The organism is Hartmannibacter diazotrophicus, from assembly GCF_900231165.1.
GTDB classification, from domain to species: Bacteria; Pseudomonadota; Alphaproteobacteria; order Rhizobiales; family Pleomorphomonadaceae; genus Hartmannibacter; species Hartmannibacter diazotrophicus.
In genome coordinates this window covers 1,115,444-1,139,813 of sequence record NZ_LT960614.1, presented here as the reverse complement: position 1 = coordinate 1,139,813, position 24,370 = coordinate 1,115,444, and the positions used below count along the sequence as shown (strand labels likewise).

Here is a 24,370-nt window from a genome sequence, read left to right as displayed (position 1 = left end):
ATTTCAAGCCCTCAACGTCATCCGGCCGGGATTGAGGATACCGAGCGGATCGAACTGATGGCGCAGCCGTTCGGTGAGTGCGGCAAGGGGGGCTGGCTGCGGCTGGAAAACCGGGACACGGGCACGCAGTTCATCGGAAGCACGCAGAAGCGTCGCATGCCCTCCCCCGCTTTCGGCCACCGCAGAGCGGATGACGGATGCGCCGCCGTCCGGCAGTGCGTCCTCGGGGAAATCCAGCCAGACAAGACCGCCTCCCCAGTCGTAATAGTGCCTCAGGCCGATATCGTCCGGCAGCCGGGAGACGATGCCCGGCCCGGCCGTCGGCGAAACGCTCACGCGCCAGATCGCGGTTTCCGGCGCGGCAGCGAAAGGCGCCACGTCGCGCAGGCTCTGCCAAAGATCGGCGCTCGCCTCCGCGTCAAGCCGGCGCGCCTTGCCGAATTCGGACAATCTGTCGGCCAGCCGGTCGGCGCGGTCATCCACGGAGGCGGAGATGCCCTCGATCCGCATCAGCGTTGCGGAGTTTCCGAATTTCAGGTCGACAGCCACAGCCGGTGGCAGATGGGCGGCGCCCGAGATATCCGCCGGCGAGCCGAGGGCTGCCGATAGAGCGGCAACCGCCCTCTCGTCACCCAGTCCCTCGATCACCAGCGTGCAACTGGTGCGCGGCTTCGGCACCACCTTGAGCGTGATCTCGGTGAGTGCCGCCAGCGTGCCGAAGGAGCCGGTCAGGACCTTTGAAAGATCATAGCCGGTGACGTTCTTGACCACGCGCCCGCCCGACTTGAACAACTCGCCGCGGCCGGAAACCGCGCGGACGCCGAGCACATGGTCGCGCGCGGCACCCTGGCGGATGCGCCGCGGGCCGGAGAGATTGCAGCCGATGGCGCCGCCGATCGTTGACTGGCGCGGCCCTGATCCATAGAGCGGGCCGAGGTCGGCCGGCTCGAAGGCGAGCAACTGGTTGTTCTCGTCGAGGATACGTTCGATCTCGATGAGGGGGGTGCCGGCCTTCACGGTCACGACCAGCTCTTCCGGCTCGTAGAGCACGATGCCCGACATCCGGGGCAACTCGACTCGGCGATCCGCGGCAAAGGGCTGTCCGAAGCCGCGCTTCGTGCCGTGGCCGCAAAGATCGATCGTCTGCCCCGCCGAGGCGGCGGTCTTCACGATGTCGACAATCTCGTCCTCACTGGAGGGCATGGGTGTGTCCGTTGTTCTTGTTGTTGCCTGTCGCGTTTCCGGTCCCCTGGTCCGCGATCAGAAGCGCGGCAGATCGGCAAAGGGTATCTCGCCGCGATGTATGTGCATGCGGCCAAGTTCGGCGCAACGGTGAAGTTTGGGGAAAACCTTGCCGGGGTTGAGAAGTTGACCATCATCGAAGGCGCATTTGACGCGCATCTGGTGGGCGAGATCCACCTCGTCGAACATCTCCGGCATCAGGTCGCGCTTCTCGACGCCGACGCCATGCTCACCGGTGAGCACCCCGCCGACCTTCACGCAAAGGCGCAGGATGTCGGCCCCGAAATTCTCCGCCCGTTCCAGTTCGCCGGGGTTGTTGGCATCATAGAGGATCAGCGGGTGAAGGTTGCCGTCTCCTGCGTGGAAGACATTGGCGCATTCCAGCTCGTAGTGCTCGGAAAGCTCCTTCATGCCGGTCAGCACCTGCGGCAGCGCCTTGCGCGGGATCGTGCCGTCCATGCAGTAGTAGTCGGGCGAAATCCGGCCGACGGCGGGGAAGGCCGCCTTGCGGCCCGCCCAGAAGGCCATGCGCTCGGCGTCGGAACCGGAGACCTTGAGGGTCGTCGCCCCGTTGCTCCGCGCGATCGCCTCGACTTCCTCGATCAGGATATCCACCTCGACCGGCGGGCCGTCGAGCTCGACGATGAGCAGCGCCTCCGCATCGAGCGGATAGCCGACCTTGACGAAATCTTCCGCCGCCAGTATCGCCGGGCGGTCCATCATCTCCATGCCACCGGGAATGATGCCGGCGGCAATGACCTCGGCCACTGTCTTGCCGGCCGCCTCGGAGGAATTGAAGCCGACGAGCAGCGCCCGCGCCGTCTCCGGGCTCTTGAGAATGCGCACCGTCACCTCGGTGACGACGCCGAGCAAGCCTTCCGAGCCGATCACGAGACCGAGGAGATCGTAACCCTCCGCATCCAGATGCTTGCCGCCGAGGCGGACGACCTCGCCGGTCATCAGCACCATCTCGACGCCGAGCACGTTATTGGTCGTCAGGCCGTATTTCAGGCAGTGCACGCCGCCGGAATTCTCCGCGACGTTGCCGCCGATGGAGCAGGCAATCTGGGACGAGGGATCGGGCGCATAATAGAAGCCGGCATGCTCCACCGCCTTGGTGATGCCGAGGTTGGTGACGCCCGGCTGCACGACGGCACAGCGGTTGTCGAAATCGATGTCGAGCACGCGGTTGAACTTCATCATCGACATCAGCACGGCGTCGGCAAGCGGCAGCGCACCACCCGACAACGACGTGCCGGCCCCGCGCGGAACCACCTTGACGCCGTTCGCCTGGCAATATTTCAGGACGGTCGAGACCTCCTCGACCGTCTCCGGCAGCACCACGACCAGCGGAAGCTGGTGATAGGCCGTCAGTCCGTCGCTCTCGTAGGGCTTCAGGGAAACGGGCGAATCAATCACGCTTTCCTCGGCCAGCATCGTGCGCAGGGCGGCAACGATCTCGCCTCGCCGCGCGATTACCCCGGCATCCGGTTCCGGCATCGTCGGGCCGCTCATTTCCTCCACCTTCCCTTGCTAAATCGATCGATATTAAGCTTTTTGGCGAAAAACGACGCCTATTTTGGCATTTTTAATGCCAGATACCACCGTTGCCCCTTGCCAATTGACTTGGACTGGACGAAGACACAAATCACCATATGTCATCTTCATGACTACAATAGCCTTGGCAACCCCCCGGCAGGCGCCCACGATGCCCGATATCGCCGACCTAGAAATCTTCGCCCGAGTCGTCACCGCCGGCAGCATGTCCGCCGCCGGCCGAGAGATGGCCCTTTCGCCAGCCGTGGTCTCCAAACGCATCCGACGCCTGGAAGACCGCCTCGGCACCCGCCTGCTGCAGCGAACGACCAGGCAGATCGCGCTGACGGAAGCCGGACAGGGGTTCTACGAGCGGATCGTCGCCATCCTCGCCTCGATCGAGGAGGCCGAATCCTATGTCTCGCGGCGCTCGGCGCTGGCGCGCGGCACGCTGAAGGTGTCCGCGCCGACGTCCTTCGGACGCATGCACATCGCACCTTATCTCGGCGAGTTCCTCGACAAGAACCCCGATCTTGGCGTCAACCTCGTCCTTTCGGACGATTTCGTCGACGTGGTGGGCGAAGGCTTCGATCTTGCGATCCGCATCGCCGAACTGGCCGATTCGAGCCTCGTCGTGCGCCGCCTCGCCCCGACCCACCGCATTCTCTGCGCCTCGCCGAAATATCTCGAAAAGCACGGCATGCCGCAGTCGATCGACGACCTGGCCGAGCATGTGTGCCTTGCGGCGGCGCATCAGGACCCGTGGCGCCTGGAAGGCCCGGGCGGCCCGATTGCCGTTCGCGCCAGCGGCCCTGTCCAGACCAACTCCTCGGAGGTCGTGCGCGAGCTGACGCTCGCCGGCGTCGGCATCGCCCTTCGCTCGACCTGGGACATCGGGCCGGATCTGTCTGCCGGCAAGCTCAAGATCGTGCTGCCGGACTATCGCGCGTCGAAGCATGTCGGCGTCTATGCGGTCTACCCGAGCCGGCGCTTCCTTGCCGCGAAGGTCCGCGTCTTCATCGACTATCTCGCCGGCCTCTACGGTCCCTCGCCCTATTGGGACAAGGGTCTCGACGCCGTGCTCAACCGGCCGACGGCAGCCGAATAAACCGGCCTCCGCCACCGTCATTCCTCGTGGTGATGGCGGATGCGCCGCACCGTCCACCAGACGAAGGCGAGGACGAAGGGCACCGCGAAGGCTGTCAGAATGCCGGGGTCCACTTCGACGTGGAAGATCTTGGAGCCCTTGAAGAGATAGCCGATCAGCCCGACGATATAGTAGCTCACCGCCGCAACCGAGAGGCCCTCGACCGTCTGCTGCAGGCGCAGTTGCAGGCGTGCGCGCCGGTTCATGGAATCGAGCAGGTCCCGGTTCTGCTCCTCAAGCTCCACATCGATGCGGGTGCGCAGGAGGTCGCCGGCGCGACCGAGCCGGGTCGCCAGATCGGTCTGCCGGGTCTGAATGGAGCGGATCGTACGCATCGCCGGCACCGTGCGGCGGCGGAGGAAGGCTCCCCAGGTGGAATAGCCCTTGTAGGGATCCTCGCGGATGGCATCGAGCCGCTGCTGGACGATTTCGTGATAGGCCCAACTCGCCCCAAAGCGGAAGGCACTGGCGGCCGTTACCGCCTCCAGTTCCGCCGATAGGCCGGTAAGTTCGCCCAGAAGCTCCCGGTTCTGGGAGAGCCCCTGCGACTGGCGCAGCGTCTCCACGCTTTCCAGAAGGCGGTTCTCGATCTTGGCGATATCCGGCGCGATGCGCTGCGCCTCGGGCAGGCCGAGAACGGCGAAGGTCCGATAAGTTTCGATTTCCAAAAGCCGCTGGATCAGCGCGCCCGACTGGCGCGGATGCAGCCCCTTGTCGACGATGAGGATGCGCGTGCGTCCGTCGCCGTCGGCGCGGAAGTCGGTCGCGATCAGTGCCGTGCCCTCGACCGCCATCGAGGCGGACACCCAGACCTCCTCGAAAAAGGCCAGCGGACCGCCAGAGGATTCCGGCACGTCCTCCTCGCGGACGACGTCGAGCCGTACCGCGACGAGCAGCTTGCCGGGCGGCTTGAAGCCCGCGCCGAAGGGATGATGGTCGAAGGCCGCGAAGGGCCGGCGTCCCGCGAGCGGGGCGACGTCGAAGGTATAGGTTGTGAATTCGGAATGCCGCTCCCAGCGCAGCGTCCCGCCCATGATCTTCGCCTGGTGCAGGCTGGCATCGCGGTCGGGCGCCGGCTCGCCATGGGTGCGGCAGAGTTCGCCGAGGAAGGCAAGGTCGGCCGCCGCCTCCTCGGCCGTCGTCGTGAAGGCATAATGGAGGACGACACGCGGCGTTTCCACAAGACGGAAGGGGCGCGCGTGCACCTCGCCAATGACCCGCGCCCTCAAGGGATGCATCGTCCAGCTTTTTAGCCCGCCACTGTCTTCGGCCACCGCCGCATCCTCCCCCGAAGCCCGCATCTCACCGGCGCGATCCGTCCACGCCGATGTCTCCTTACCGGATTCGCATGACGGACACACCGTGACAAGCCGGCGCGAGGGGTCTGTTGTTTGGCGAATGGAGTTTGCGGGGCTCGCCCTCCTGCCCCCTCGATCGTCCCGGCCAGGCGATGCCGCCGTTCCGGGCAGGTTAGCGAAATATAAAGGTCGTTGCCCAACAGTCACTTGCTGGTTGTGACCACCGGAGCCCTATCGACATGACCTCCGAAACGCAGGCGGCGAGCGATCCCCGTCCCATTCTGGACGATCTGAGAAGCATCCGCCTCCCCGAGGACGTGCTTGAGCGGAGCACGCTCTGGATCGCACTCTACGCGCTGAAACCATTCCTGTTTCTCGCGCTTGCCGTCGCCGCCGGCCAGTTCGATGCGCTGTGGCTCAGCGTACCACTCGCGTGCCTCGCGCTGCTTGCCGCGCAGCGCCACTTCCAGACACTCGTCCACGACGCATCGCATTATTTCTACAGCAAGTCGGCCGCACGCAACGACCGGCTGGCGAACTGGCTCGCGGCCGGCTGGATCGGGATGGACGTCGCGGCCTACCGCAAGGTCCACCTGAAGCATCATGCGCACAATGGCAGCAAGGACGACCCGGAACACGTCAGTCTCGCAACCGTGCGACAGGAAGGCGGACTTGCGTGGATGATCCTGCGCTATGCCCTCGGCATGGAGTCGCTTCGTCTGGTCGCAAAGTATTTCCTGAAGGCAGATGCCGGAAAGGCTCGAAGCGCGATCGAGACGCAGGCGAAGAGCGCCACGTTCAAGCGCTTTTTCGCGCTGACGCATATCTTCGGATGCCAGTTGGCGCTGCTCGCTCTGCTGCTTGCCGCCGACTGCTGGTGGGAATACCCGCTCTGGCTCTACCTCGCCGTCAGTTGGAACCCGCTTCTCAGCCGTTTGCGGTTCCTCGCCGAACACCCCGGCGAGGATGATGCGACCGTCACGACCCTCGCCACGGCACTGGAGAATTCCTACTTCGCGCCTCAGAGTTTCAATTTCCACTGTGAGCATCACGGCTGGCCCATGATCCCGCCCTACCGGCTGTCGCGAATGCATCGTTATCTGAGGGACGAGGCACGCTTCTACGACCAGAGAGGCGAACTGATTTCCGGCAGCTACATCGGCAAGCTGATCGAACTCGCGCAGGAACCCGGTGCCTATCAGCCAACCGTCCGGCAGGAGGCCTAGATTTGACTGTTTCCCGGACTTCGTTCGTGGGTCTTGATGCCGTGACGGCCCCGCCCCTCACCGAGCGGAGGTCTCAGGCGCTCGCCGGTGCCGAGCAATGCCTGATTTGCGCCGCTGGCAGCGGGCCAGCCGGTCTCCTGTCGCCGCTCTATCCTTCGATGAAGGACCACGAGTATGGGATTGAGCGGGCATCCGGCTACTTCCGATGCGACGACTGCGGGTTCGTGATGCAGGTCCCGCGCGTGCCGGCCGCGGAAATCCCCGCGCTCTATCCCGATGACTACCAGAGTTATTCAAGGCCGAAAAAATCGCTCTTCGGCGCGATGAAACGCATGCTCGTCTCACGCGACGCCCGGACCGCCATAGAACTTGCGGGCAACAATGCCCCCCGCATTCTGGAAATCGGCTGCGGCAACGGCGCGCTTCTGGAGCGGATTCTGGCGATCAATCCGAAGGCTTCGGTGTGCGGCATCGACATCAAGGACCTCGGCCTTGCGGCCAACCCCGACATCGAGTTCCACCTCGGGCAACTGGAGGACGTCGACCTTGCCGATGCGAGCTTCGACCTCATCTACTGCTCGAATCTGATCGAGCATGTCGCCGATCCGGTCGGCTTCCTTCTGCGCATCAAGACGCTGCTGCGCCCGAACGGCAAGGCGATGATCATCACGCCCAACCACCTGTCGCTGGACCGGTACGTCTTCGGCCGGCGCTGGGGCGGCTATCATTTCCCCCGGCATCTGACCCTGTTCGACCACCGCAACGTGAAGACGGCGATGGCGCTCAGTGGCTTTGACGTCGAGCGCATTGCCGGCAGCTATGCCTGGTGGGCGATTTCTGTCGGCAATTGCCTCTTCAGCCAGTCGGCGAGGCGCAAGCGAGGCATGATGTTCGCCGGCATTTCGTTGCTCTTTCTGCCGTTCGATCTTCTGGCGAACCTGTTGCGTCCGCATGGTTCCATGACCATCGTGGCGAAGCGTCCGTCGTAGAATCGAAAGGACGCGCGGAGCGGCTTTACCGACGCTTGCAGGCGTGCCGGCAACCGCTCTGCGCCCGAAGACTGTGGCAAGTACAATCCAGAGTAGACATGGCCCATTCCGACTTCCGCACGCCGCGGCTCTTTCTCGATGCCCCGCTCCAGCCCGGTGCGACGCTGCCGCTGGCGCGCGAGCAGGCGAACTATCTCCTCAACGTGCTGCGGCTGAAGTCGGGCGACGCGGTGCTGGTCTTCAATGGCCGTGACGGCGAGTTCCGCGCCCGAATCGAAGCATCGGGGCGCAAGTCGGCAGATCTTGTCGCCGAGGAACAGACCCGGCCGCAGCCGCCCGCGCCGGATCTTCTCTATCTTTTCGCGCCGCTGAAGCATGCCCGGCTCGACTATATGGTCCAGAAGGCAGTCGAGATGGGCGTCGGACGCCTGCAGCCCGTCATGACGCATCACACGCAGGCCAGCCGGGTCAATCTCGACCGCATGCGCGCCAACGTGATCGAGGCGGCCGAGCAGTGCGGTGTGCTGCACGTGCCCGAGGTGGAGGAAGACGTTGCGCTCGTGAGGCTCCTCGACGACTGGGAGGCAAGCGAGCCGGGCCGGAGGCTCATCTTCTGCGACGAAGGCGAGGACACGACCAATCCCGTGCCGGCGCTCTCGGCGCTCGGGTCCGGACCGCTGGCTGTGCTGATCGGACCGGAAGGCGGATTCTCGCAGGAGGAACGCGAGCGACTGCGCGCCCTGCCCTTCGTCACCACGATCCCGCTCGGGCCGCGCATCCTGCGCGCCGACACGGCGGGCGTGGCGGCCCTTGCGGTCATCCAGGCAACGATCGGCGACTGGCGCTGAGCGCCGAACTCAATCGGACGCGGACAACCGCCCTTCCACGATCTTCGTGAAGACGGCGATTCCGTCGCCGATCACGTCGTCGTTGAAGTCGTAAGACGCATGGTGCAGCGGCGGCTCATCGTCCGTGCGGCCCTGTCCGAGCCAGAGATAAGCGCCGGGGCAATGCTCCAGAAGGTATGAGAAATCCTCGGCGCCAAAAGACGGCTTCGTTGCGAGTTCCGCCTTGAGGCCCGCCACCCCTGCCGCTTCGAGCATCCATTCCGCGCAAGTGGGATCGTTGACGGTTGGCGGATAGCCGCGACGATATTCGACGTCGATTGTCGTCTCGGTGGCGATTCCGATGCCGGCGGCGACGGAGCGGATCGACTGCTCGATCCGCGCTTGGACGGCGGGGTCGAAGGTGCGGACCGTGCCGGTCAGATCGACCCGGCCAGGAAGCACGTTGTTCGTCATGCCCCCGGAAATCGTCGAGATGGAAAGAACGGCGCTGTCGGCGGGGTGAATGCGGCGCGAGACCAGCGTATGCAGCGCCGCGACGAGTTGGCTCGCGGCAAGGATGGCGTCCGGCGTTTCGTGCGGCATCGCCGCGTGCCCGCCCTTGCCCTTGACGCTGATTTCCAGAACGTCGGCTGCGGCCATGAAGGGCCCCGGCATCGTCGCGGCCGTGCCGGCGGGAAGATCCGGCCAGTTGTGAAGGGCATAGACCTCGTTCATGGGGAAACGCTCAAAGAGCCCGTCCTCGACCATGGCCTTGCCGCCACCGAGCCCCTCTTCCGCCGGCTGGAAAATGAAAATGACGGTGCCGTCGAAGCGCTTTGTGCGGGCAAGGTGACGGGCCGTGCCAAGAAGCATCGTCGTGTGGCCGTCATGGCCGCAGCCGTGAAAGACGCCCGGCGTCTGGCTGGCATATGGCAGACCGGTCGCCTCGACAATCGGCAGCGCGTCCATGTCCGCCCGAAGTCCGACGGCCCGGTCGGACGAACCGTTGCGCAGCACGCCGACGACGCCCGTTCCGCCGACGCCCGTCGTGACCTCCAGCCCCAGCGCACGCAACTCGTCGGCGACGCGCGCCGCGGTGCGGTGCTCCTTGAAACCGAGTTCGGGATGGCGGTGAAAGTCGCGTCGAAGTTCGACGAGCGCGGGCAGAAGGTCCTTGATCTCGACCAGTTTGTTCATCGCGAGCCGTCTGCTCCCAAAGTGGAGACACCAAAACGACCAGACCCCGTCCCGGATCATGCCGGAACGGGGCTTGTCCTCATCGCCTATTGGTACGACGGTTCTTTCGTTCGCCGCAATGCACAATCGGGGGCGTCGCCACGAACGCCCGCCGTGCCGGCTCATCGCTCTCGCGTGACCGGCAACGACGCAGGGCTACAACTGGACGGCGGCTCAAACCGGATCATAGGTCTCTTCGACATAGCCCCGCCTCAGCCAGTAAGGAAATCTCGTCCTGGCGCTCAAGCCGCTGTTCGAGGCCAGTTCATTGACGCTGAGCTGATGAAGATCCGGCTGGCCTGCGAGCGCCTTTCCTTCCTGATTGATGGACAGGAAGGGTATTTCCCGCCGACGAATCTCGTTGAGATAATCGACGGCCTGTCTTTCCGGGATCTCGGGCAGTGAATCGCGATTGTAGACCAGATCGTAGGAGCGTTTCTCGTTGTAGAATTCCCACCACGGCTGGACCTGGATGATCCGGTCGTCGGCATCCTCGCCGAACATTCCGACGTTGTCGGGCCCGAAGGTCCTGCAGAGGAAATATCCCTGAAGAAGATTGACGGTGGGAAGGTCGAAGATGGCATAGCGGCGGAACCCGCATCGCAGTGCCTGAAAGGCGGAGCCACCGAAACCTCCACCGATCTCGGCGATGGACGTCTCGCGGGATCCCAGGAGCGCCGACATGCGGTGGACGCAGTAGGCATCATCGGTGGCCTTGAAGTCGAGAAGGCCGTTTCCAAGCGCAACGCCATAGATGCCCATGATGCTGGGCCGGACAATCTCGATGCCGAGACGGGCCTCAATGAGGTCCACCAGTTCCCTGAACGATTTTCCGCAATGCTCGCCGTAGATGCCCTGTTCCGGGTTCTCATACGGCAGCGCTCCGATGGCCATTGCCAAGGAGATGGCGCGGTCCTTCATGAGAATAAGCCTGTTGCCCTCGCCATGCGGCGAATTCACCATCTGATTGTAGGTGTTCTCTCCGCCGCCCACGCCTTGCGCGATGCCCTTGCGAAACCCCGCCCGCATGTAGTGCATCAAGCCATCGACGTCCCGATCATGCAGGAGCCTGTAGAGCTCTCCATGATATTCATGCTTGAACATCTCCCAGACGCCCGAAGCCGGACGATCCTGCGGCTCGATATGCCGTTGCTGATGCTCATCCATTCGCAAATAGACGCCGAGCAGGCGCTCCGCGAGTGCGCGGTCGAGCGGGTCGGGATCATTGAGCGGCGGGTAGACGAACCTCTCGCTTTCATCGACATCCGGAAAATAGTTGCTGGTCAGGTGCCATACGTCTGAGCGTCCGACATTGCGAAGCGGATGAGTGATTGGCAATTTCAGTTCTCCGAGCGACATTGGGTCCGATCTGCCGGCGATCGTATCTCCTCCGGATACACCACAGCCCCAGGACCATCACTCCCTACCCTGTCCTGCCGCGCGATGCGCGCGGATTTGTCCGACGGGGACACATTTCATCCACCGTCGCAGGACAAGCACCGGATCGCCGCTCAGGCTTTCTGCCAGACGACCTTCAACTCCTCGCGGAAGGCGAAGCGGACGAGATGCCGATCGACGATGTCCTGCAACTGAGCAAGGTCGGAGGCGACCTTGGCGGTCACCGTCATTTTCAGCACGCCGTCATCGGCGCTCAGGTCGCAGTCTCCGGCCGGAAAGGAAATCCGCCCGGCGTAGGCGTTGAAGGTCGCCGGGACCTTGTGCTGGAAATGCTTGCAGAGCTGCTGGAGATACTTGCTGGCGCTCGCGGTCGGCACCTCGGCGGTGCTGCGCGCGGCGGCCGGAGAGGATGTCTGGTCGTTCATCAGCTGCGCTCCACGGTCTGTGCCGCCGCATCGATGGCCGCGGCAATTTTCTGAAGGGTTTCGTCATCCAGTTGCCCTTCCCTCAGCTTCAGCCGAAGGGCGGTCTTCAGGTTCTCCATTGCCCGGATGACAGGGGCGGGCGGGCGGCCAGGTCCGCGACCTTCGGACGATCCGCCGCGCGAGCGCAGTTCGTCGACCGCCGCACGGTTCGCCTCCAGGAAGGCGCCGCCCTCGGCGGTGATGCGATAGCGCTTGCGGGCGCCCTCCTCCGGGACCAGTTCGATATAGCCCATATCCTCCAGCCAGGAGAGCGTCGGATAGATGACGCCGGGGCTCGGGCTGTAGCTGCCGCCGAAGCGCTCCTCGATGGCCTTGATGAGTTCATAGCCGTGACGCGGCTGTTCGACGAACATCGCCAGAGCCAGCAGCCGCAGTTCGCCGTAGTCGAAGAGGCGGCCGCGTCCGCGCCCGCCACGGTGGTGATGAGGACGGCCCTCGCGATGATCGGTGGGGCCATGTTCCTGGGAGTGATGACGGCAACGGCCGCCGAAATGTTTGTGTCTCATGATTGCCGATATAGATCTCGATATATCGCAAGTCAAGATATATCGAGATCTATATCGGAATTTTTTCATGCCGCGGTTTGACGACCCGGCGGGCGTCGCCGATCCGGGCCGTCAGACCGCCGTCAAACCTGTGGGCGGTCCCTGTTTCCGGGTCAGGAGACCGCGGATTTCTACGTTGTCGCGACCGCTGCGAGTGGCAATGTCGGAAATCGACTGTATCGAGATGTATTCCCGCCACCTCCGGAAGACCAAGCCACCGGTCATGCCCCGCGACGAGACGAAAAGGCCCCGGCCAATCGCACCCGTTTCAATCAGGCGGATCGACCGGGGCCGAATTTGGCTCGTGCGCCCTTCCTCAGGCGGCCGACGTCGCCACCCGAAGCGCCTCGAAGGCGGCGACCTGATCGGGCAGAAGCTCGCGCGCGGAATCGCGGCGGACGAAGACCTTGAACATCGCCTCGCCCTCACCGTTCAAGAACTGGACGGAGAGGGACCGGCGGCCATGGAAGGCCCGGTCGACGAAATAGATCACCGCGCAGCGGTCGGCCTTGATGTGGCCTCCGATCGGGCTGTCGCCATGGATGTTGAAATATCCGTGGCCGAAGCTACCCTCCGGCAGGGCGCCGACGCATTCGAGCACGATGTCGGCGGTATGGACGAGAAACAGCACCTCGCCCCAGCCGGTCATCGCCTGCCAGACATCGGCGAATTTTTCCGCCGGGATGGCGACGGCCGCCCCCTCGGGCAGGAGGTCAAGAACCACCCTCGGGGAGACGCCAGCCTTCGCGGCAATCGCCTCGACGACACCGTCGGGGTCTTCCGCAAGGGCGGCAACGGCCGCCGCCAATCCATCGGCAGCCGCCGGCTGCCCCGTTTCCACCGCGCTCATGTCATGTCCTTTCGAAACGGCCGGTCGGTCGCTCAGGCGGCCGGAGCGATGGGCTCCTGGCGCACGCCGTTGCCGTCCTCTGAGATCACGACCTCGAAGCCCTCGAACTGCGGTCCGCCGAGGTAGATGTTCTTCTTGCCCTCACCGGCCCGCGCATGGGCCTGGCGGAAAGCCTCCGACTTCGTCCAGGCGACGAAATCCTCATAGGTTGCCCAGATGGTGTGCGAGGCATAGAGCGTGTGATCCTCGGCCTTCGGGCCCTTCAGAAGATGGAACTCGACGTAGCCCGGCACGTCCTTGAGGCGCCCTTCCCGGTTGCGCCAGACGGCCTCGAAGGTTTCCTCTTCGCCCGGAACGACGCGGAAGCGGTTCATCGCGATATACATGTGTCGGTTTCTCCGTCGCTGGCATCGGGATGACCGGGCCCATCCCTTTCAGGTGGGCCACGGTCCGGTTTCATCAATCCCGATGCGTCTTCAACAAGTGTCGTTTCTGCTGCCGATCCCTGGAATTCGGCAGATTGTCCGCTCCGGCCTCAGCCCCCGAGACGGGCGTTCAGCGAGAACAGCACGGTGACGCCGGCGCTCGGCTGGTCCGAGAGATACTCGGTGTAGGTCTCGTCCAGGAGGTTCTTGACCTCAAGACCCAGCGAGAGGTTGTCGGTCGCCTGCCAACTCGCAAAGAGGTTCACCAGATTGTAGGCATCGCTCGGGCTGACGGTCGAGGGCACGTCATCCTGGGCGAAAACCGATTCCAGCTGCGCGCCGAGGCTGAGCCGCCGCTCCAGGAACCGCATGCCGGCCGTGGTGACGATCTTGGCGGCGGGAACGGTTGCCAGCGCCTCGCCGGTGTCCTCGTTGGTGCCGTCGATCACCGAGGCCGAAATTCCGCCGAAATAGGCGCCGGCGTCATACATGCCCTCGATCTCGAAGCCCTTCAGCGTGCCCTCGCCGATGTTGACATACTGGTAGGTCGAGGTCGCCCAGTTTCCCGTGAAGTTGAAATCGGCATCGATGAAGTTGTCGACGCGGTTGTGGAACCAGGCCGCCTTGAGGCGCAGCTTGTCGTCGGCGGTGAAGATGCCATTTCGGGCATAGTTCACACCGATCTCGAAGTTGTGGGCCGTCTCGGGCTTCAGGTTCGGGTTCGGCAGGAAGTTGAAGCTCGCAAAGCCCGGATGCGTGCCGGTGATCAGTGTCTCCGTGGTCGAGGGCGCGCGGTAGCCTTCGGCGTAGGAGCCGTAGATCTGCAGGCCGGCCGCGACGGTCTCCTCGAAGGGCTTCACGCCGACGGTGATCTTGGGCGAGAGGCGCGAGCCGTCCGTGGAGGCTGCGCTGCTGTCGAGGGTGTAGCCGTCGAAACGCAGCCCGCCGATGACCTCCAGCCAGTTGGAGTAGCTGACCGCGTCCTCGATGAAGGCGCCGTAGGCCTTGCGCTTGCCCGACGGCGTATAGAGATCGCCGCCGGCCCCGGCCTCGTCCCATGTTTCGACGTCGTCCTGGAAGAAATCGCCACCGATCGTCACGGCATGGGCAAGACCGCCCGCCTCGAAGCGCGAGGTGTTGGCGATATTGAAGCCGGCGGTGTCGATATCGAAGGAACGCCCGAGACCGACATTGGCTCCGGTCAGGTAAGTCTCGTCCTTCTTGGTGCCGGTGTAGAAGACCGACGCATCGATGTTAAAGAGGCGGTCGTCTGGGTTGTCGTATTCCCAGCGGGCGCTCGCCACCTGCTCGTAGACGCTGGTGTCGTATTGCGTCGCCGTCTCAGCGCCCGTGTCGTAGTCGAACTGGTTGCCGAGATAGCCGAGCGTGACGGTGTGAAAATCGGCTGGCTTGATCTCCGCCTTCAGAAGGCCGGCATGGATACGCTCGCCGCTGTTGTAGACCTTGTCGCCGTCGCCATCCTTGAAGTCGCTGCTCCGATCGACATTGAAGCTGCCGAGAACCGAGAAGGCATCCGAAATGCGATAGGCGCCGGTCAGGCCCGTTTCCGCCTTCGCGCCGTTGGTGCCGAAGACCGTCCTGCTCTTGGCCGCCCAGGTCTCGTCGTCATGCAGGAAGTCGCTCGGGCTGATCGTGCGCATGTAGACGACACCGCCGATGGCGCCGGAGCCGTAGGCATTGGCGACCGGGCCGCGCATCACCGTCACTTCGTCGAGCAGGCTCGGGTCGAGATAGAAGGCCCCGTTCGGGCCGTGTCCGGTCTGCTGGAAGTTCTGGCGCGCGCCGTCGATGATCATGGCGACGCGGCCGAAGCCCTCCAGACCGCGAATGTTCACCGACGCACCCGGATCGTCGCCATCCATGCGAGCGGTCACGCCCGGCATGCCGTTGAAGATATCGGAATAGGTCGTGGCGGCAGGCCGCGTGTCGTCGTCATTGAGGCGAACGACGCTCACCGACGCCAGCGTGTTGACCGGCGCCTTCTTGGTGCGGTTCACCGAGACGGTGATCGTGTCGAGAAGGATCTCCTCCGCGGTCGGACAATCGACGCCCGGTTTGCATTGCCCCGCCGCTTCGGCCTCCTGCGCGAAAGCCGGCGCGGTGCCGGCAACTCCCAGGCTTCCTGCCAACGCCGTGGTCAAAAGCCACCCCTTCAAAAAACGATCCGACATCCCATACCCCCAAGCCACACTTAAGCCACTCCGAACCGCCGCAAAGAGCCCCTGTCCGGCTGGTCGCCAGATGCGGGTCACAGGCGTTCCTGTTCGGTGGTGCTTGCGTCAGTATTTAAATATGAGTATCTGAGTCAAGAAATTGTTTTGCAGTCGTGAAACATTGGAATCTTTTTAAATTCAACGTTCTAAGTTGATGATCGAATGCATTTTGCATGCATTCCAATGTGCGTGAGGAGCCATTGATGAAACTTCGCAGACGAGACATGAGCAGCCTGCTGCTGGCGCTGCCGCTCGGCCTCCTGATCGCGGGCGGCGAGGGCACGGCCCGGGCCGGCGAGGCCCATCCCGGCGCGGAGCGCATCGTCTCCGTCGGCGGGGCCGTCACCGAAATTCTCTATGCGCTGGGTGCCGGAGAGCGCGTCGTCGCCGTCGACACCACAAGCCTTTATCCGCCGCAGGCAACGAAGCTGCCGCAGGTCGGCTACATGCGCCAGCTTGCCGCCGAAGGCGTCCTCTCCACAGGCCCCGATCTGATCCTCGCCGAGGAGGGGTCCGGCCCCGCGACCGTTCTCGACATCCTGCGCGAAAGCCGCGTTCCGGTGGAAATCATTCCCAACGACCCGACGCCGGAGGGCATCGACGAAAAGATCGAGGCCGTCGGCCATGCGGTCGGCAAGAACGCTGAGGCAAAGCGGCTGGCAAGCGCCGTCGCCGACCATTTCGCCGATCTTGAGAAGACCGTCGCCACCGTTCCCGACGGGGAGCGCAAGCGCGTCCTCTTCGTGCTCTCCGTGGCGGGCGGGCGAATCATGGCGGCCGGCAAGGACACGGCCGCCGACGCGATGATCGGCCTCGCCGGCGGGATCAACGCAGCCGACGGCTTTTCCGGCTACAAGGGGATGGTGGACGAAGCCATCCTGACTGCCGCGCCGGACGTCATCCTGATGATGCGGCGGGGCGAACACGCGGCCGACGCGAAGGAAACCTTCGCCATGCCGGCCTTCCGGACGACGCCGGCCGCAGCCACCAACAATCTCATCGCCATGGACGGCAACTACCTGCTCGGCTTCGGACCGCGCACGCCGGAGGCTGCCTACGAACTCGCCTCGCGTCTCTATCCCGACAGGGTCGCGGCGCGATGAGCAGCGCGGCTTCACTCAAAGGTCCCGCCGGTCTCATGGCCAGCCACCCGACGAGCCAACGGCGGCGCAACGCGCGCCTTGCGATCCTCGCCTCGGCGCTGCTCCTGATCGGCGCGGCCTTCATGGCGGTGGTCACGGGACCCTCGAACATTCCAGCCGGGACCATTCTCGCGGCGCTTTCGGGCGGGGCGGATACGCTTTCGGCGCGCGATGCCATCATCCTTTATGACGTGCGCCTGCCGCGCGCGGCGCTGGGCGCTCTCGTTGGCGCCGCCCTCGCCGTCACCGGCGCCATGCTGCAGGGCCTCTTCCGCAATCCGCTCGCCGACCCCGGCATCGTCGGCGTCAGCTCCGGCGCGGCGGTCGCGGCCGTCGCGGCCATCGTCCTCGGCGAGGGGCCGCTCGTCGGGCTGGCCCTCCTGCTGGGCCACAGCTTCCTGCCGCTGATGGCCTTTGCCGGCGCGTTGCTGACGACGAGCCTTCTCTATCTGCTGGCGACGCGGGCCGGGCGGACGTCCATCGCAACGCTGCTGCTTGCCGGCCTTGCGATCGCCGCCATCGGCAACGCGGTCACCGGCCTCGTCATCTTCATGGCCGACGACCAGCAGCTGCGCGACATCACTTTCTGGACGCTTGGCAGCCTCGGCGGCGCGACCTGGGACCGGGTGAGCGCCATCCTGCCCTTCATCGCATTCCTGATCGCGACCCTGCCCTTCGTGGCGCGCGGGCTCGATGCACTGGCGCTCGGCGAATCGGAGGCGATGCATCTCGGGATCGGCGTCGAGACGTTGAAGCGCGTCGTCATCCTGGCCGTCGCGGCCGCCTGCGGCGCGGCGGTCGCCGTCTCCGGCATCATCGGCTTCGTCGGCATCGTCGTGCCGCATCTCCTGCGCCTCGTCATGGGCCCGTCGAACGGCCCGCTTCTCGCCGCCTCGGCCTTCGGCGGCGCGGCGCTGCTGATCGCCGCCGACACGGTCTGCCGGACCATCGCGGCCCCGGCGGAGCTTCCCATCGGCATCGTCACCGCGCTGATCGGCGCGCCGGTCTTCATGAGCCTGTTGCTGCGCCGTCGCCGGCTGGCGGACACTTGAGGACGCCACCATGATCGAAGCCAGGAACCTCACCTTCGCCGTTGCCGGCCGCCGGCTCGTCGAGGACGTCAATCTTGCGGCGACGCCCGGCCGCCTCACCATCATCATCGGCCCGAATGGCGCGGGAAAGTCGACGCTGCTGAAGCTGCTCAGCGGCGAGTTGCGCCCGAGCGAGGGCAGCGTCACCTACGAAGGCACCGACATCGGCCGGCTTTCGGCGGCGCAACTTGCCAGACGCCGCGCCGTCCTGCCGCAAAGCGTGACGCTGGCCTTCCCCTTCACGGTGGAGGAGATCGTGCTGCTCGGCGCCGAGGCGGGCGGGGCGCGCGGCCGCGCTGCTGTCGCGCTCTGCGAGGCAATGCTCGCCGATGTTGGGCTCGGCGGCTGGGGCGTCCGGCTCTACGAGCGGCTTTCGGGCGGCGAGCAGCAGCGGGTCCAGTTTGCCCGCGTCCTCGCGCAGATTCCCGAGCCCTACAGGAATGGCAAGACGCAGTTCCTCTTCCTCGATGAGCCGACGTCGAGCCTCGACATCCGCCACCAGATCGATCTTCTGGAGCGGGCACGCCGGCATGCCCGGCTCGGCGGCGGCGTCATCGCGATCGTGCATGACCTCAATCTTGCCGCCGAATTCGCCGACCGGATCGCCGTGCTCTCGCAGGGACGGCTGATCGCGCACGGACCGCCGCAGGAGACGCTTTGCGAGGAGGTCGTCGCCCGCGTCTTCGACGTCTCCGGGATCGTCGGGCGGACGCCGCCCGAGGAAACGCCCTTCGTCCTGACGCAGGCAAGGCATCCGCCTTCCGCCGACTGACGGCAGCCGCAGGTCCGGCCTCACGCCGTCGGAATCGTGCCGCCGTCGATCACATGCTCCGTACCGGAGATCGCGGCGGCACGCGCGGAAACGAGAAAGGCAATGAGGTCGGCGACCTCTTTCGGCTGCGCCGGCCGGCCGAGCGGAATGCCGCCAAGCCCCTTCATGATGATCTGCTTGCCGCCCTCATAGTCGGTGCCGGCTTCCTCGGCCAGCCGCTCGGCCAGACGAACCGACGCCTCCGTCTCGACCCATCCGGGAGAGACGCGCACAACGCGAACGCCCTTCGGCGTCACCTCTTTCGAGAGGCTCTTGCTGTAGGTGGAGAGCGCGGCCTTCGCCGCGGCATAGGCGGTCGTCGCCTCGGGCAGCGGCATCCTGTGCTGGATGGATGTCACATGGACGATAACGCCGGAGCCTTCGGCGATCATCGACGGCAGAAGCGCGCGGTCGAGCCGGACGGCGGACATCAGATTCTGATTGATCTCGCCGAACCAGACCTCGTCATCGAGCGCGGCAAAGCCGCCGGCCGGCGCTTTGGAGCCGCCCACCACATTGACGAGGATATCGAGCCCGCCGAAGTCGCCAAGAACACGATCGGCGACGAGCCGGCAGCCCTCGGCCGTGGAAACGTCCGCCGCGACCGAGACGAGACCGCTCGCGGAGACTTGCGGCACCTCGCGCGCGGTCGTCATCACCCTTGCGCCGGCGCCCAGCAGCGTCTCCACGACGGCGGCGCCGACGCCTTTCGTGCCGCCGGTCACCAGGGCTCGCTTGCCGCTCAAACCGAGATCGAATGTCATGATCCGATCTCCAGCCGCGCGATCCGGTCGCCTTCGAGCGTGAAGGCATAGCGAAGGTCGATCGGGCTGCCGGGGAAGTTTCCCGTCAGGTGGCTCAGGACAATCGTTTTCTCGCCGTCCTGCTCGATGGCGAATGGCTCGCTGGTGTAGCTGTATTTCGCGCTTGCCCCGCTCTTCCAGCGCAGAATTGCGGCGCGGCCCTCGTGCACCTGCCCCTCGTCGCGGACAATCGCCGTCTCGGCGAAGCAATCGGCGAAGGCCTCGCCTCCCGTGCGGTCGGCCGCAAAATACTTGGCTATGGGGCCAGGCATGGTCATCGTCATCGGCAGTCTTTCCTGTGCAATGTCTCGGCTGAGCGCGGTCCGCGTTGCCTCGCCGGAAAGATCGATCTAGGCTGACGAAATGACAAGAACGCACGAAAAAGTTGGGTACACACCTGAAGGTAAGCCACACGGATTCACGCGCGAAACGGCTGCCGAAGGCGTCGAGCGCGCCCTGAAGCTGCTGGAGGGGCGGTGGAAGCTCGTCATCCTGTTTCACCTGTTCGGCGGGCAGGTCCAGCGCTTCTCGGACCTTGAGCGATCCATTCCCGCCGTTTCCCAGAAGATGCTCATCCAGCAGCTCCGGCAGATGGAACGGGATGGCATCGTCCACCGCACCGTCTATCCGCAGGTGCCGCCGAAGGTCGAATACAGCCTGACGGACTGGGGGCAGGCCCTCTGCCCGGCGCTCGATGCGCTGCTCACCTGGGCCGCGCAGCGTCCGGACCAATCTCCGGAGGACGGCAGCGGCGACAGCGCGCCGGACTGATGTCTCTATCGGGAGGCCGACGTCGCCACAGGGTCGATTTGCCGCGTCCAGATTTTCCAACTGTCCGCTTGCGGCATACCGTGCACCAGAAATAAGCTGGCCTGACTAAACCGTTTCATAAGAACAAATTCAGGAAGGAACGCCATGCGGATGGAGGCTACGGGAGCCGCTTCTCCAGGAGGCCGCGACTTTGCCGCCAGGCAGCGGATCGTCGACCTCGGACACGCGGTCGAGGAAGGGCTGATCGGCCGGACGACGCTGGTGGAACGGCTGCTGATCGCGCTTCTGACCGGAGGCCACCTGCTGATCGAGGGCGCGCCTGGCCTTGCCAAGACCCGCGCGGTCAAGCGGCTTGCCGATGGGCTCGACTGCAGTTTCGCCCGCATCCAGTGCACGCCCGACCTGATGCCTGCCGACCTCACCGGAACGCAGGTGTTCCGGCCCGAGCGCGGCGACTTCGAATTCGTTCCGGGCCCCGTGTTCCATTCGCTGGTGCTCGTCGACGAAATCAACCGCGCGCCGCCGAAGGTCCAGTCGGCGCTGCTCGAGGCCATGGCCGAGCAGCAGGTGACCGCGGGCAACACCACGCATCCCCTGCCCCGCCCCTTCGTCGTGGTGGCGACGCAGAACTCGATCGAGCATGAGGGAACCTTCCCGCTGCCGGAAGCCCAGCTCGACCGCTTCCAGATGCACGTCCTCGTCGGAATGCCGGACGCTGCCTCGGAGCGCGCGATCATCGATCTCGTCGAGAGCGAGACGCAGGGACAGACCCCGCCGATCCCGCACAGCCTCGACCACGACGCCATCTTCGCCGCGCAGGCCGAGGCGGCAACGGTGCATCTGGCACCGGCGCTCAAGGACTATATCGTCCGCCTCGTGATGGCGACGCGCGAGGACGATCCCGCGCCGGACGTCCGCCGGCTCATCGAGCATCCGGTCTCGCCACGCGGCACGCTGGCGCTGGCGCAGGCGGTGAAGGCGCGGGCCTACCTGAAAGGCCGCGACTACGGCATTCCGGACGACGTCGCGGAGCTTGCGCCCGACATCCTCGCCCATCGCCTCGTGCCGACATGGCGCGCCACGGCCGACGGCGAGACGGCCCGCAGCCTGATCGATCGCCTGCTCGCCATCGTCAAGCCCCTCTGATCGAACGACGCAAGGCACCGATGCCCGCGACCGCTTCCCCGGACCAAGCCGGCACCTTCGTCGACGCCGACCTGCTGCTGCGCCTCGGCCACGTGGTCCGGCACCTGCCGGACCCGAGCCTTGCCGCCAGCGGCCGGCCGGGCGGCTTTCCCTCTCGCAGGCGCGGCAACGGCCTCGACGTACGCGACGTCCGGCTCTACGCCGACGGCGACGACTTCCGCCATGTCGACGCGATGACCACGGCGCGCACCGGGCGGGTGCATGTGCGCAATTTCCATGACGACCGCGACCGGACGGCGATGCTGATCGCCGACTTCCGTCCGCCCATGCTCTGGGGCACCCGGCGGCGCTTCCGCTCGGTCGCCGCCGCCGAGGCGCTGGCGATGAGCGGCTGGCGCGTCATCGGGGCCGGCGGCCGCGTCGGTCTGATGGTCGCCGGCGCCGCCGACATGGCCTATGTCGCGCCCCGCGCCCGGGACCGGGCGATGGCGCAGGTGGCTGGCGCGCTGGCGCAGGCGCACGAGCAGGCGAGTGAGGCCCGTTCGGCCTCCTGCCCGCCGCTGGACGAGCAGCTTGAACGGGCGGCACGTCTTGCTCCGACCGGCGCGAGCCTCGTCATCGCCACCGGGCTCGACCATCCGGGGCCGGATCTCGATGCGGTGCTGCAGGGGCTGGCGCGGCGCTTCGACGTCACCGTCCTGCTCATCACCGACCGGCTGGAACGTTCAGGCCAAGCGGGCGCCTACGCCTATTACGGCGAGGACAATGCCACGCACTGGACCCGGCTCGGCGCCAGCATCGGCACCCTGCCCGATCCTCGTCCCGCCCGCCTTCGGGCGCTCGGCGTGACCGTCCGGCGCATCGATGCCTCGGCGGACGCCGCCGACATCGGCCGCGCGCTGGAAGAGGAGGTCGCCGATGGCCTCTGACCTCATCGCGCAGCTTGGCCCCTTGCGCCTTCCGGCCGACTTCGCCGTGTTCGGCTGGCGCGACTATCTTGCCGCGCTTTCAATCGGCCTTCTGGTCGCGTGCCTCGTCGCCGCACTGCTGCGGCCGCTCTTTGCCTCCCGCCGCGACGACGTGGCCCGTCTTGCCCTTGAGCTCGACAGCTTCAAGACGCTGAACGCCGGCGAAAGGCTCTACCGGCAGGCGGCCGTGCTGCGCAGTCTCGGCGGAGACGTCGCCGACGTCGGCGGCGAATTCGCCGTCGCGCTCTATGGCAGCGCGCCCGTCACCGATCTGGATGCGCTCGACGAGAAAATCCTCGGCCATGCCCGGAGGCGGCGCTGAATGCCCGAGTTCGCCGCGCCCTATCTCCTGCTCGCCCTGCCGCTACCGTTGCTCGCCTGGCTGCTGCCGCCGGCCAGACGCGCGGAAATCGGCGCGCTCTACATGCCGCCGGCAATCGCCGAACGCCTGCCATCGGGCGCAGCCCTTTCGGTGATTGGCGCACTGCCGCGCATCCTTGCCGCCCTTATCTGGCTGCTGCTCGTGGTGGCGCTTGCCGGGCCGCGCCTGCTGACGACCACCGATGCCCTGCCGGTCTCCGGCCGGGACATCGTTCTGGTGCTCGATCTTTCCGGCAGCATGTCGAAGACCGACTTCGATCTCGGCGGCCAGGCGATCTCGCGGCTCGACGCCGTCAAGGAAGTGGCGACGCGCTTCGTCGAGGGCCGCGAGGGCGACCGGGTCGGTCTGGTGCTCTTTGCCGAGAAGGCCTATTTCGCCTCACCGCTCACCTATGACGTCAAGGCGCTGGCCCAGGCCATCGACGAGGCGACCATCGGCATCTCCGGCCAGTCGACGGCGATTGCCGACGGTCTTGGCCTCGCCCTCAAGCGCCTGCAGACGTCGGACGCGAAAAGCCGGGTCATCATCCTGCTTTCCGACGGCGCCGACACGGCTGGCGCCGTCATTCCAGCCGAGGTTGGAACGCTCGCCCGCAAGCTCGGCGTCACCGTCGACACGATCGCGCTCGGACCGAAGGATCTGGAAACGAGCCCCGATGCCCGCGACGCCGTGGACAGCGCCACGCTGAAGGCCATCGCCGACGCAAGCGGCGGCACCAGCTTCCGCGTTCGCACGCTCGACGACCTTCAAGGCGTCGCCACCTCCATCGACGCGCTGGAGCCCTCGATCGGCAACGAACCGCCGGTCACCGTCTATCGCGACCTCTGGATCTATCCCGCCGGCGCGGCCCTGCTGCTGGCGCTCGTCCTCCTGCTTTTCCGGGGAGAGCGTGGATGATCGTCTACGAGACCTACGCCCTGCTGCGCCCCTGGTGGCTTCTCGCGCTCCCGATCGCCGCGCTCGTTGCCTTCCTCGCCTGGCGGCGCGGCCGGAGCCTCGGTGCCTGGGAACGCGCCGTCGACGGACCGCTGCTCGCGGCGATGGAGCGGATCGGCCACGTGCGGCGCAAGGGCGGACGGTGGCTGCCGCCGCTGCCGCTTCTCGCGGCCCTGCCGCTGATCCTCGGCCTTGCGGGTCCCGCCCTTCGCGGCGAGGCGCCGGCCTTCCGTAACCTCAACGGCATCGTGCTCGTTTTCGACCTCTCGCCGTCGGTCACTCGCGGCGGTCGCCTGGGCGATGCGCAGGCCGCTGCCGCGCTGGCACTGGAGCAAAGCGGTGGACGCCCGGTGGCGCTGATCCTTTATTCCGGCGAGCCTTATCTCGTGAGTGCCTTCACCACGGACCCTTCCAGCCCGGAAAGCCTGATCGGCGTTCTCGACCCCGAGACGATGCCCGACGGCGGCTCACGCCCCGACAAGGCGCTGAACCTTGCCGGCGACCTGTTGGCGGAGGCGAAAATCAACCGCAGCGACGTGGTGCTGATTTCCGACGGCGGCGGGCTCGACAAGGCGAGTGACGACGCCGTGGACCGGATCGTTGCCGCCGGTGGCCATGTCTCGACCGTCTATGTCGCGCCCGACACATTGCCGCCCGAAAGCCCGCCCCCCCATCCGGAAGCGCTGGAGGCGCTGGCCAAACGCGGCGAGGGAACGGCAACGGCGGCGAGCGAACCGGAAAGCCTGGTCGCCGCTCTCAAGGACAGCGAGGCAAGCCTCATCGAAGCCGGCCTGACGCCGCTCTATTTCCGCGATTTCGGCCCATGGCTCGTGGCGCTGTCGCTCGTGCCGGCCGGCCTCATGTTCAGGAGGCGAAGCTGAG

The 24,370-nt window shown here is 65.8% G+C and carries 25 protein-coding genes; 13 read left to right on the top strand and 12 right to left on the bottom strand.

All coding sequences use genetic code 11. From position 1 onward, the window contains the following. Positions 1-3: 3 nt before the first annotated feature. A complete protein-coding gene (glcE, locus tag HDIA_RS05315; protein WP_099555053.1) occupies positions 4-1,203 on the bottom strand; it encodes a glycolate oxidase subunit GlcE in 1,200 nt (399 codons plus the stop codon). A 57-nt stretch (positions 1,204-1,260) separates the two neighbouring features. Beyond that, complete coding sequence (locus HDIA_RS05310; RefSeq protein WP_099555051.1) at positions 1,261-2,757, bottom strand: FAD-linked oxidase C-terminal domain-containing protein; 1,497 nt, start codon at positions 2,755-2,757, stop codon at positions 1,261-1,263. A 193-nt stretch (positions 2,758-2,950) separates the two neighbouring features. Here HDIA_RS05310 and HDIA_RS05305 point away from each other — a divergent pair, with 193 nt between their 5' ends. After that, the gene (locus HDIA_RS05305) at positions 2,951-3,886 is read left to right on the top strand and encodes a LysR family transcriptional regulator (RefSeq protein WP_099555049.1); all 936 of its coding nucleotides are present in this window, start codon (positions 2,951-2,953) and stop codon (positions 3,884-3,886) included. A gap of 17 nt (positions 3,887-3,903) precedes the next feature. Here HDIA_RS05305 and HDIA_RS05300 read toward each other — a convergent pair whose 3' ends face one another. Beyond that, entirely contained in the window at positions 3,904-5,226 is a 1,323-nt protein-coding gene (locus tag HDIA_RS05300; protein ID WP_099555047.1) for a DUF3422 family protein, read from the bottom strand. Positions 5,227-5,462: 236 nt separating this feature from the next. Here HDIA_RS05300 and HDIA_RS05295 point away from each other — a divergent pair, with 236 nt between their 5' ends. From HDIA_RS05295 to HDIA_RS05285, 3 genes are all read left to right on the top strand, one after another. Further along, the gene (locus tag HDIA_RS05295; protein WP_099555045.1) at positions 5,463-6,449 is read left to right on the top strand and encodes a fatty acid desaturase; all 987 of its coding nucleotides are present in this window, start codon (positions 5,463-5,465) and stop codon (positions 6,447-6,449) included. A 26-nt stretch (positions 6,450-6,475) separates the two neighbouring features. Further along, entirely contained in the window at positions 6,476-7,438 is a 963-nt protein-coding gene (locus HDIA_RS05290) for a class I SAM-dependent methyltransferase (protein ID WP_099555043.1), read from the top strand. A 98-nt stretch (positions 7,439-7,536) separates the two neighbouring features. Further along, positions 7,537-8,286, top strand: coding sequence for a 16S rRNA (uracil(1498)-N(3))-methyltransferase (locus tag HDIA_RS05285; protein ID WP_099555041.1), 750 nt, complete (start codon positions 7,537-7,539; stop codon positions 8,284-8,286). Between the two features lie 9 nt (positions 8,287-8,295). On the opposite strand, the gene HDIA_RS05280 is transcribed toward HDIA_RS05285, so the two are convergent. The 7 genes from HDIA_RS05280 to HDIA_RS05250 form a co-directional block, all read right to left on the bottom strand. Beyond that, entirely contained in the window at positions 8,296-9,462 is a 1,167-nt protein-coding gene (locus tag HDIA_RS05280) for a M20 aminoacylase family protein (RefSeq protein ID WP_099555038.1), read from the bottom strand. A 213-nt stretch (positions 9,463-9,675) separates the two neighbouring features. After that, positions 9,676-10,839: a class I SAM-dependent methyltransferase gene (locus HDIA_RS05275; RefSeq protein WP_157775331.1), complete on the bottom strand. Its 1,164-nt coding sequence runs from the start codon at positions 10,837-10,839 to the stop codon at positions 9,676-9,678. 173 nt (positions 10,840-11,012) lie between these two features. After that, positions 11,013-11,324, bottom strand: coding sequence for a DUF2218 domain-containing protein (locus HDIA_RS05270; protein ID WP_099555035.1), 312 nt, complete (start codon positions 11,322-11,324; stop codon positions 11,013-11,015). Beyond that, entirely contained in the window at positions 11,324-11,890 is a 567-nt protein-coding gene (locus tag HDIA_RS05265; protein WP_099555033.1) for a PadR family transcriptional regulator, read from the bottom strand. Before HDIA_RS05265 ends, HDIA_RS05270 begins: the two co-directional genes overlap by 1 nt. A gap of 355 nt (positions 11,891-12,245) precedes the next feature. Continuing rightward, on the bottom strand, positions 12,246-12,779 hold the full coding sequence (gene hutX, locus HDIA_RS05260) for a heme utilization cystosolic carrier protein HutX (protein ID WP_099555031.1): 534 nt from the start codon (positions 12,777-12,779) through the stop codon (positions 12,246-12,248). A 32-nt stretch (positions 12,780-12,811) separates the two neighbouring features. Further along, positions 12,812-13,165, bottom strand: coding sequence for a heme-degrading protein HmuQ (hmuQ, locus tag HDIA_RS05255; RefSeq protein WP_099555029.1), 354 nt, complete (start codon positions 13,163-13,165; stop codon positions 12,812-12,814). Between the two features lie 149 nt (positions 13,166-13,314). Continuing rightward, a complete protein-coding gene (locus tag HDIA_RS05250; RefSeq protein WP_157775329.1) occupies positions 13,315-15,366 on the bottom strand; it encodes a TonB-dependent hemoglobin/transferrin/lactoferrin family receptor in 2,052 nt (683 codons plus the stop codon). A 275-nt stretch (positions 15,367-15,641) separates the two neighbouring features. Between HDIA_RS05250 and HDIA_RS05245 the strand changes: the two genes are divergently transcribed. The 3 genes from HDIA_RS05245 to HDIA_RS05235 are packed head-to-tail and all read left to right on the top strand — an operon-like array spanning position 15,642 to position 18,443. Next, positions 15,642-16,541, top strand: a complete 900-nt coding sequence (locus HDIA_RS05245) for a heme/hemin ABC transporter substrate-binding protein (RefSeq protein WP_245884174.1) — start codon at positions 15,642-15,644, stop codon at positions 16,539-16,541. Positions 16,542-16,576: 35 nt separating this feature from the next. Beyond that, entirely contained in the window at positions 16,577-17,632 is a 1,056-nt protein-coding gene (locus tag HDIA_RS05240) for a FecCD family ABC transporter permease (RefSeq protein WP_099558715.1), read from the top strand. Positions 17,633-17,642: 10 nt separating this feature from the next. Further along, positions 17,643-18,443, top strand: a complete 801-nt coding sequence (locus HDIA_RS05235) for a heme ABC transporter ATP-binding protein (protein WP_099555024.1) — start codon at positions 17,643-17,645, stop codon at positions 18,441-18,443. Positions 18,444-18,463: 20 nt separating this feature from the next. Here HDIA_RS05235 and HDIA_RS05230 read toward each other — a convergent pair whose 3' ends face one another. Together HDIA_RS05230 and HDIA_RS05225 are read right to left on the bottom strand one after the other, a co-directional pair. Then, entirely contained in the window at positions 18,464-19,246 is a 783-nt protein-coding gene (locus HDIA_RS05230) for an SDR family oxidoreductase (protein ID WP_099555022.1), read from the bottom strand. After that, complete coding sequence (locus HDIA_RS05225) at positions 19,243-19,569, bottom strand: nuclear transport factor 2 family protein (protein WP_099555020.1); 327 nt, start codon at positions 19,567-19,569, stop codon at positions 19,243-19,245. Before HDIA_RS05225 ends, HDIA_RS05230 begins: the two co-directional genes overlap by 4 nt. A gap of 79 nt (positions 19,570-19,648) precedes the next feature. On the opposite strand from HDIA_RS05225, the gene HDIA_RS05220 reads away from it, so the two are divergent. From HDIA_RS05220 to HDIA_RS05195, 6 genes are all read left to right on the top strand, one after another. Then, positions 19,649-20,056 (top strand): winged helix-turn-helix transcriptional regulator, encoded by a 408-nt coding sequence (locus tag HDIA_RS05220; RefSeq protein WP_099555018.1) that lies wholly within the window; start codon positions 19,649-19,651, stop codon positions 20,054-20,056. A gap of 150 nt (positions 20,057-20,206) precedes the next feature. Next, the gene (locus HDIA_RS05215; protein WP_099558714.1) at positions 20,207-21,202 is read left to right on the top strand and encodes an AAA family ATPase; all 996 of its coding nucleotides are present in this window, start codon (positions 20,207-20,209) and stop codon (positions 21,200-21,202) included. 20 nt (positions 21,203-21,222) lie between these two features. Next, positions 21,223-22,131: a DUF58 domain-containing protein gene (locus tag HDIA_RS05210; protein ID WP_099555016.1), complete on the top strand. Its 909-nt coding sequence runs from the start codon at positions 21,223-21,225 to the stop codon at positions 22,129-22,131. Beyond that, the gene (locus tag HDIA_RS05205) at positions 22,121-22,492 is read left to right on the top strand and encodes a hypothetical protein (protein ID WP_099555014.1); all 372 of its coding nucleotides are present in this window, start codon (positions 22,121-22,123) and stop codon (positions 22,490-22,492) included. Before HDIA_RS05210 ends, HDIA_RS05205 begins: the two co-directional genes overlap by 11 nt. Then, entirely contained in the window at positions 22,493-23,449 is a 957-nt protein-coding gene (locus HDIA_RS05200) for a VWA domain-containing protein (protein WP_099555012.1), read from the top strand. Continuing rightward, a complete protein-coding gene (locus HDIA_RS05195) occupies positions 23,446-24,369 on the top strand; it encodes a VWA domain-containing protein (RefSeq protein WP_099555010.1) in 924 nt (307 codons plus the stop codon). Before HDIA_RS05200 ends, HDIA_RS05195 begins: the two co-directional genes overlap by 4 nt. Position 24,370 lies beyond the last annotated feature (1 nt).

Coding starts and splice junctions, on each gene's coding strand:
- HDIA_RS05200 (WP_099555012.1), top strand. CDS start 22,493: ATGCCCGAGTTCGCCGCGCCCTATCTCCTGCTCGCCCTGCCGCTACCG.
- HDIA_RS05245 (WP_245884174.1), top strand. CDS start 15,642: ATGAAACTTCGCAGACGAGACATGAGCAGCCTGCTGCTGGCGCTGCCG.
- HDIA_RS05215 (WP_099558714.1), top strand. CDS start 20,207: ATGGAGGCTACGGGAGCCGCTTCTCCAGGAGGCCGCGACTTTGCCGCC.
- HDIA_RS05210 (WP_099555016.1), top strand. CDS start 21,223: ATGCCCGCGACCGCTTCCCCGGACCAAGCCGGCACCTTCGTCGACGCC.
- HDIA_RS05270 (WP_099555035.1), bottom strand. CDS start 11,324: ATGAACGACCAGACATCCTCTCCGGCCGCCGCGCGCAGCACCGCCGAG.
- HDIA_RS05205 (WP_099555014.1), top strand. CDS start 22,121: ATGGCCTCTGACCTCATCGCGCAGCTTGGCCCCTTGCGCCTTCCGGCC.
- hutX (WP_099555031.1), bottom strand. CDS start 12,779: ATGAGCGCGGTGGAAACGGGGCAGCCGGCGGCTGCCGATGGATTGGCG.
- HDIA_RS05240 (WP_099558715.1), top strand. CDS start 16,577: ATGGCCAGCCACCCGACGAGCCAACGGCGGCGCAACGCGCGCCTTGCG.
- HDIA_RS05280 (WP_099555038.1), bottom strand. CDS start 9,462: ATGAACAAACTGGTCGAGATCAAGGACCTTCTGCCCGCGCTCGTCGAA.
- HDIA_RS05300 (WP_099555047.1), bottom strand. CDS start 5,226: ATGCGGGCTTCGGGGGAGGATGCGGCGGTGGCCGAAGACAGTGGCGGG.
- HDIA_RS05220 (WP_099555018.1), top strand. CDS start 19,649: ATGACAAGAACGCACGAAAAAGTTGGGTACACACCTGAAGGTAAGCCA.
- HDIA_RS05295 (WP_099555045.1), top strand. CDS start 5,463: ATGACCTCCGAAACGCAGGCGGCGAGCGATCCCCGTCCCATTCTGGAC.
- glcE (WP_099555053.1), bottom strand. CDS start 1,203: ATGCCCTCCAGTGAGGACGAGATTGTCGACATCGTGAAGACCGCCGCC.
- HDIA_RS05225 (WP_099555020.1), bottom strand. CDS start 19,569: ATGACGATGACCATGCCTGGCCCCATAGCCAAGTATTTTGCGGCCGAC.
- HDIA_RS05230 (WP_099555022.1), bottom strand. CDS start 19,246: ATGACATTCGATCTCGGTTTGAGCGGCAAGCGAGCCCTGGTGACCGGC.
- HDIA_RS05310 (WP_099555051.1), bottom strand. CDS start 2,757: ATGAGCGGCCCGACGATGCCGGAACCGGATGCCGGGGTAATCGCGCGG.
- HDIA_RS05235 (WP_099555024.1), top strand. CDS start 17,643: ATGATCGAAGCCAGGAACCTCACCTTCGCCGTTGCCGGCCGCCGGCTC.
- hmuQ (WP_099555029.1), bottom strand. CDS start 13,165: ATGTATATCGCGATGAACCGCTTCCGCGTCGTTCCGGGCGAAGAGGAA.
- HDIA_RS05195 (WP_099555010.1), top strand. CDS start 23,446: ATGATCGTCTACGAGACCTACGCCCTGCTGCGCCCCTGGTGGCTTCTC.
- HDIA_RS05265 (WP_099555033.1), bottom strand. CDS start 11,890: ATGAGACACAAACATTTCGGCGGCCGTTGCCGTCATCACTCCCAGGAA.
- HDIA_RS05305 (WP_099555049.1), top strand. CDS start 2,951: ATGCCCGATATCGCCGACCTAGAAATCTTCGCCCGAGTCGTCACCGCC.
- HDIA_RS05285 (WP_099555041.1), top strand. CDS start 7,537: ATGGCCCATTCCGACTTCCGCACGCCGCGGCTCTTTCTCGATGCCCCG.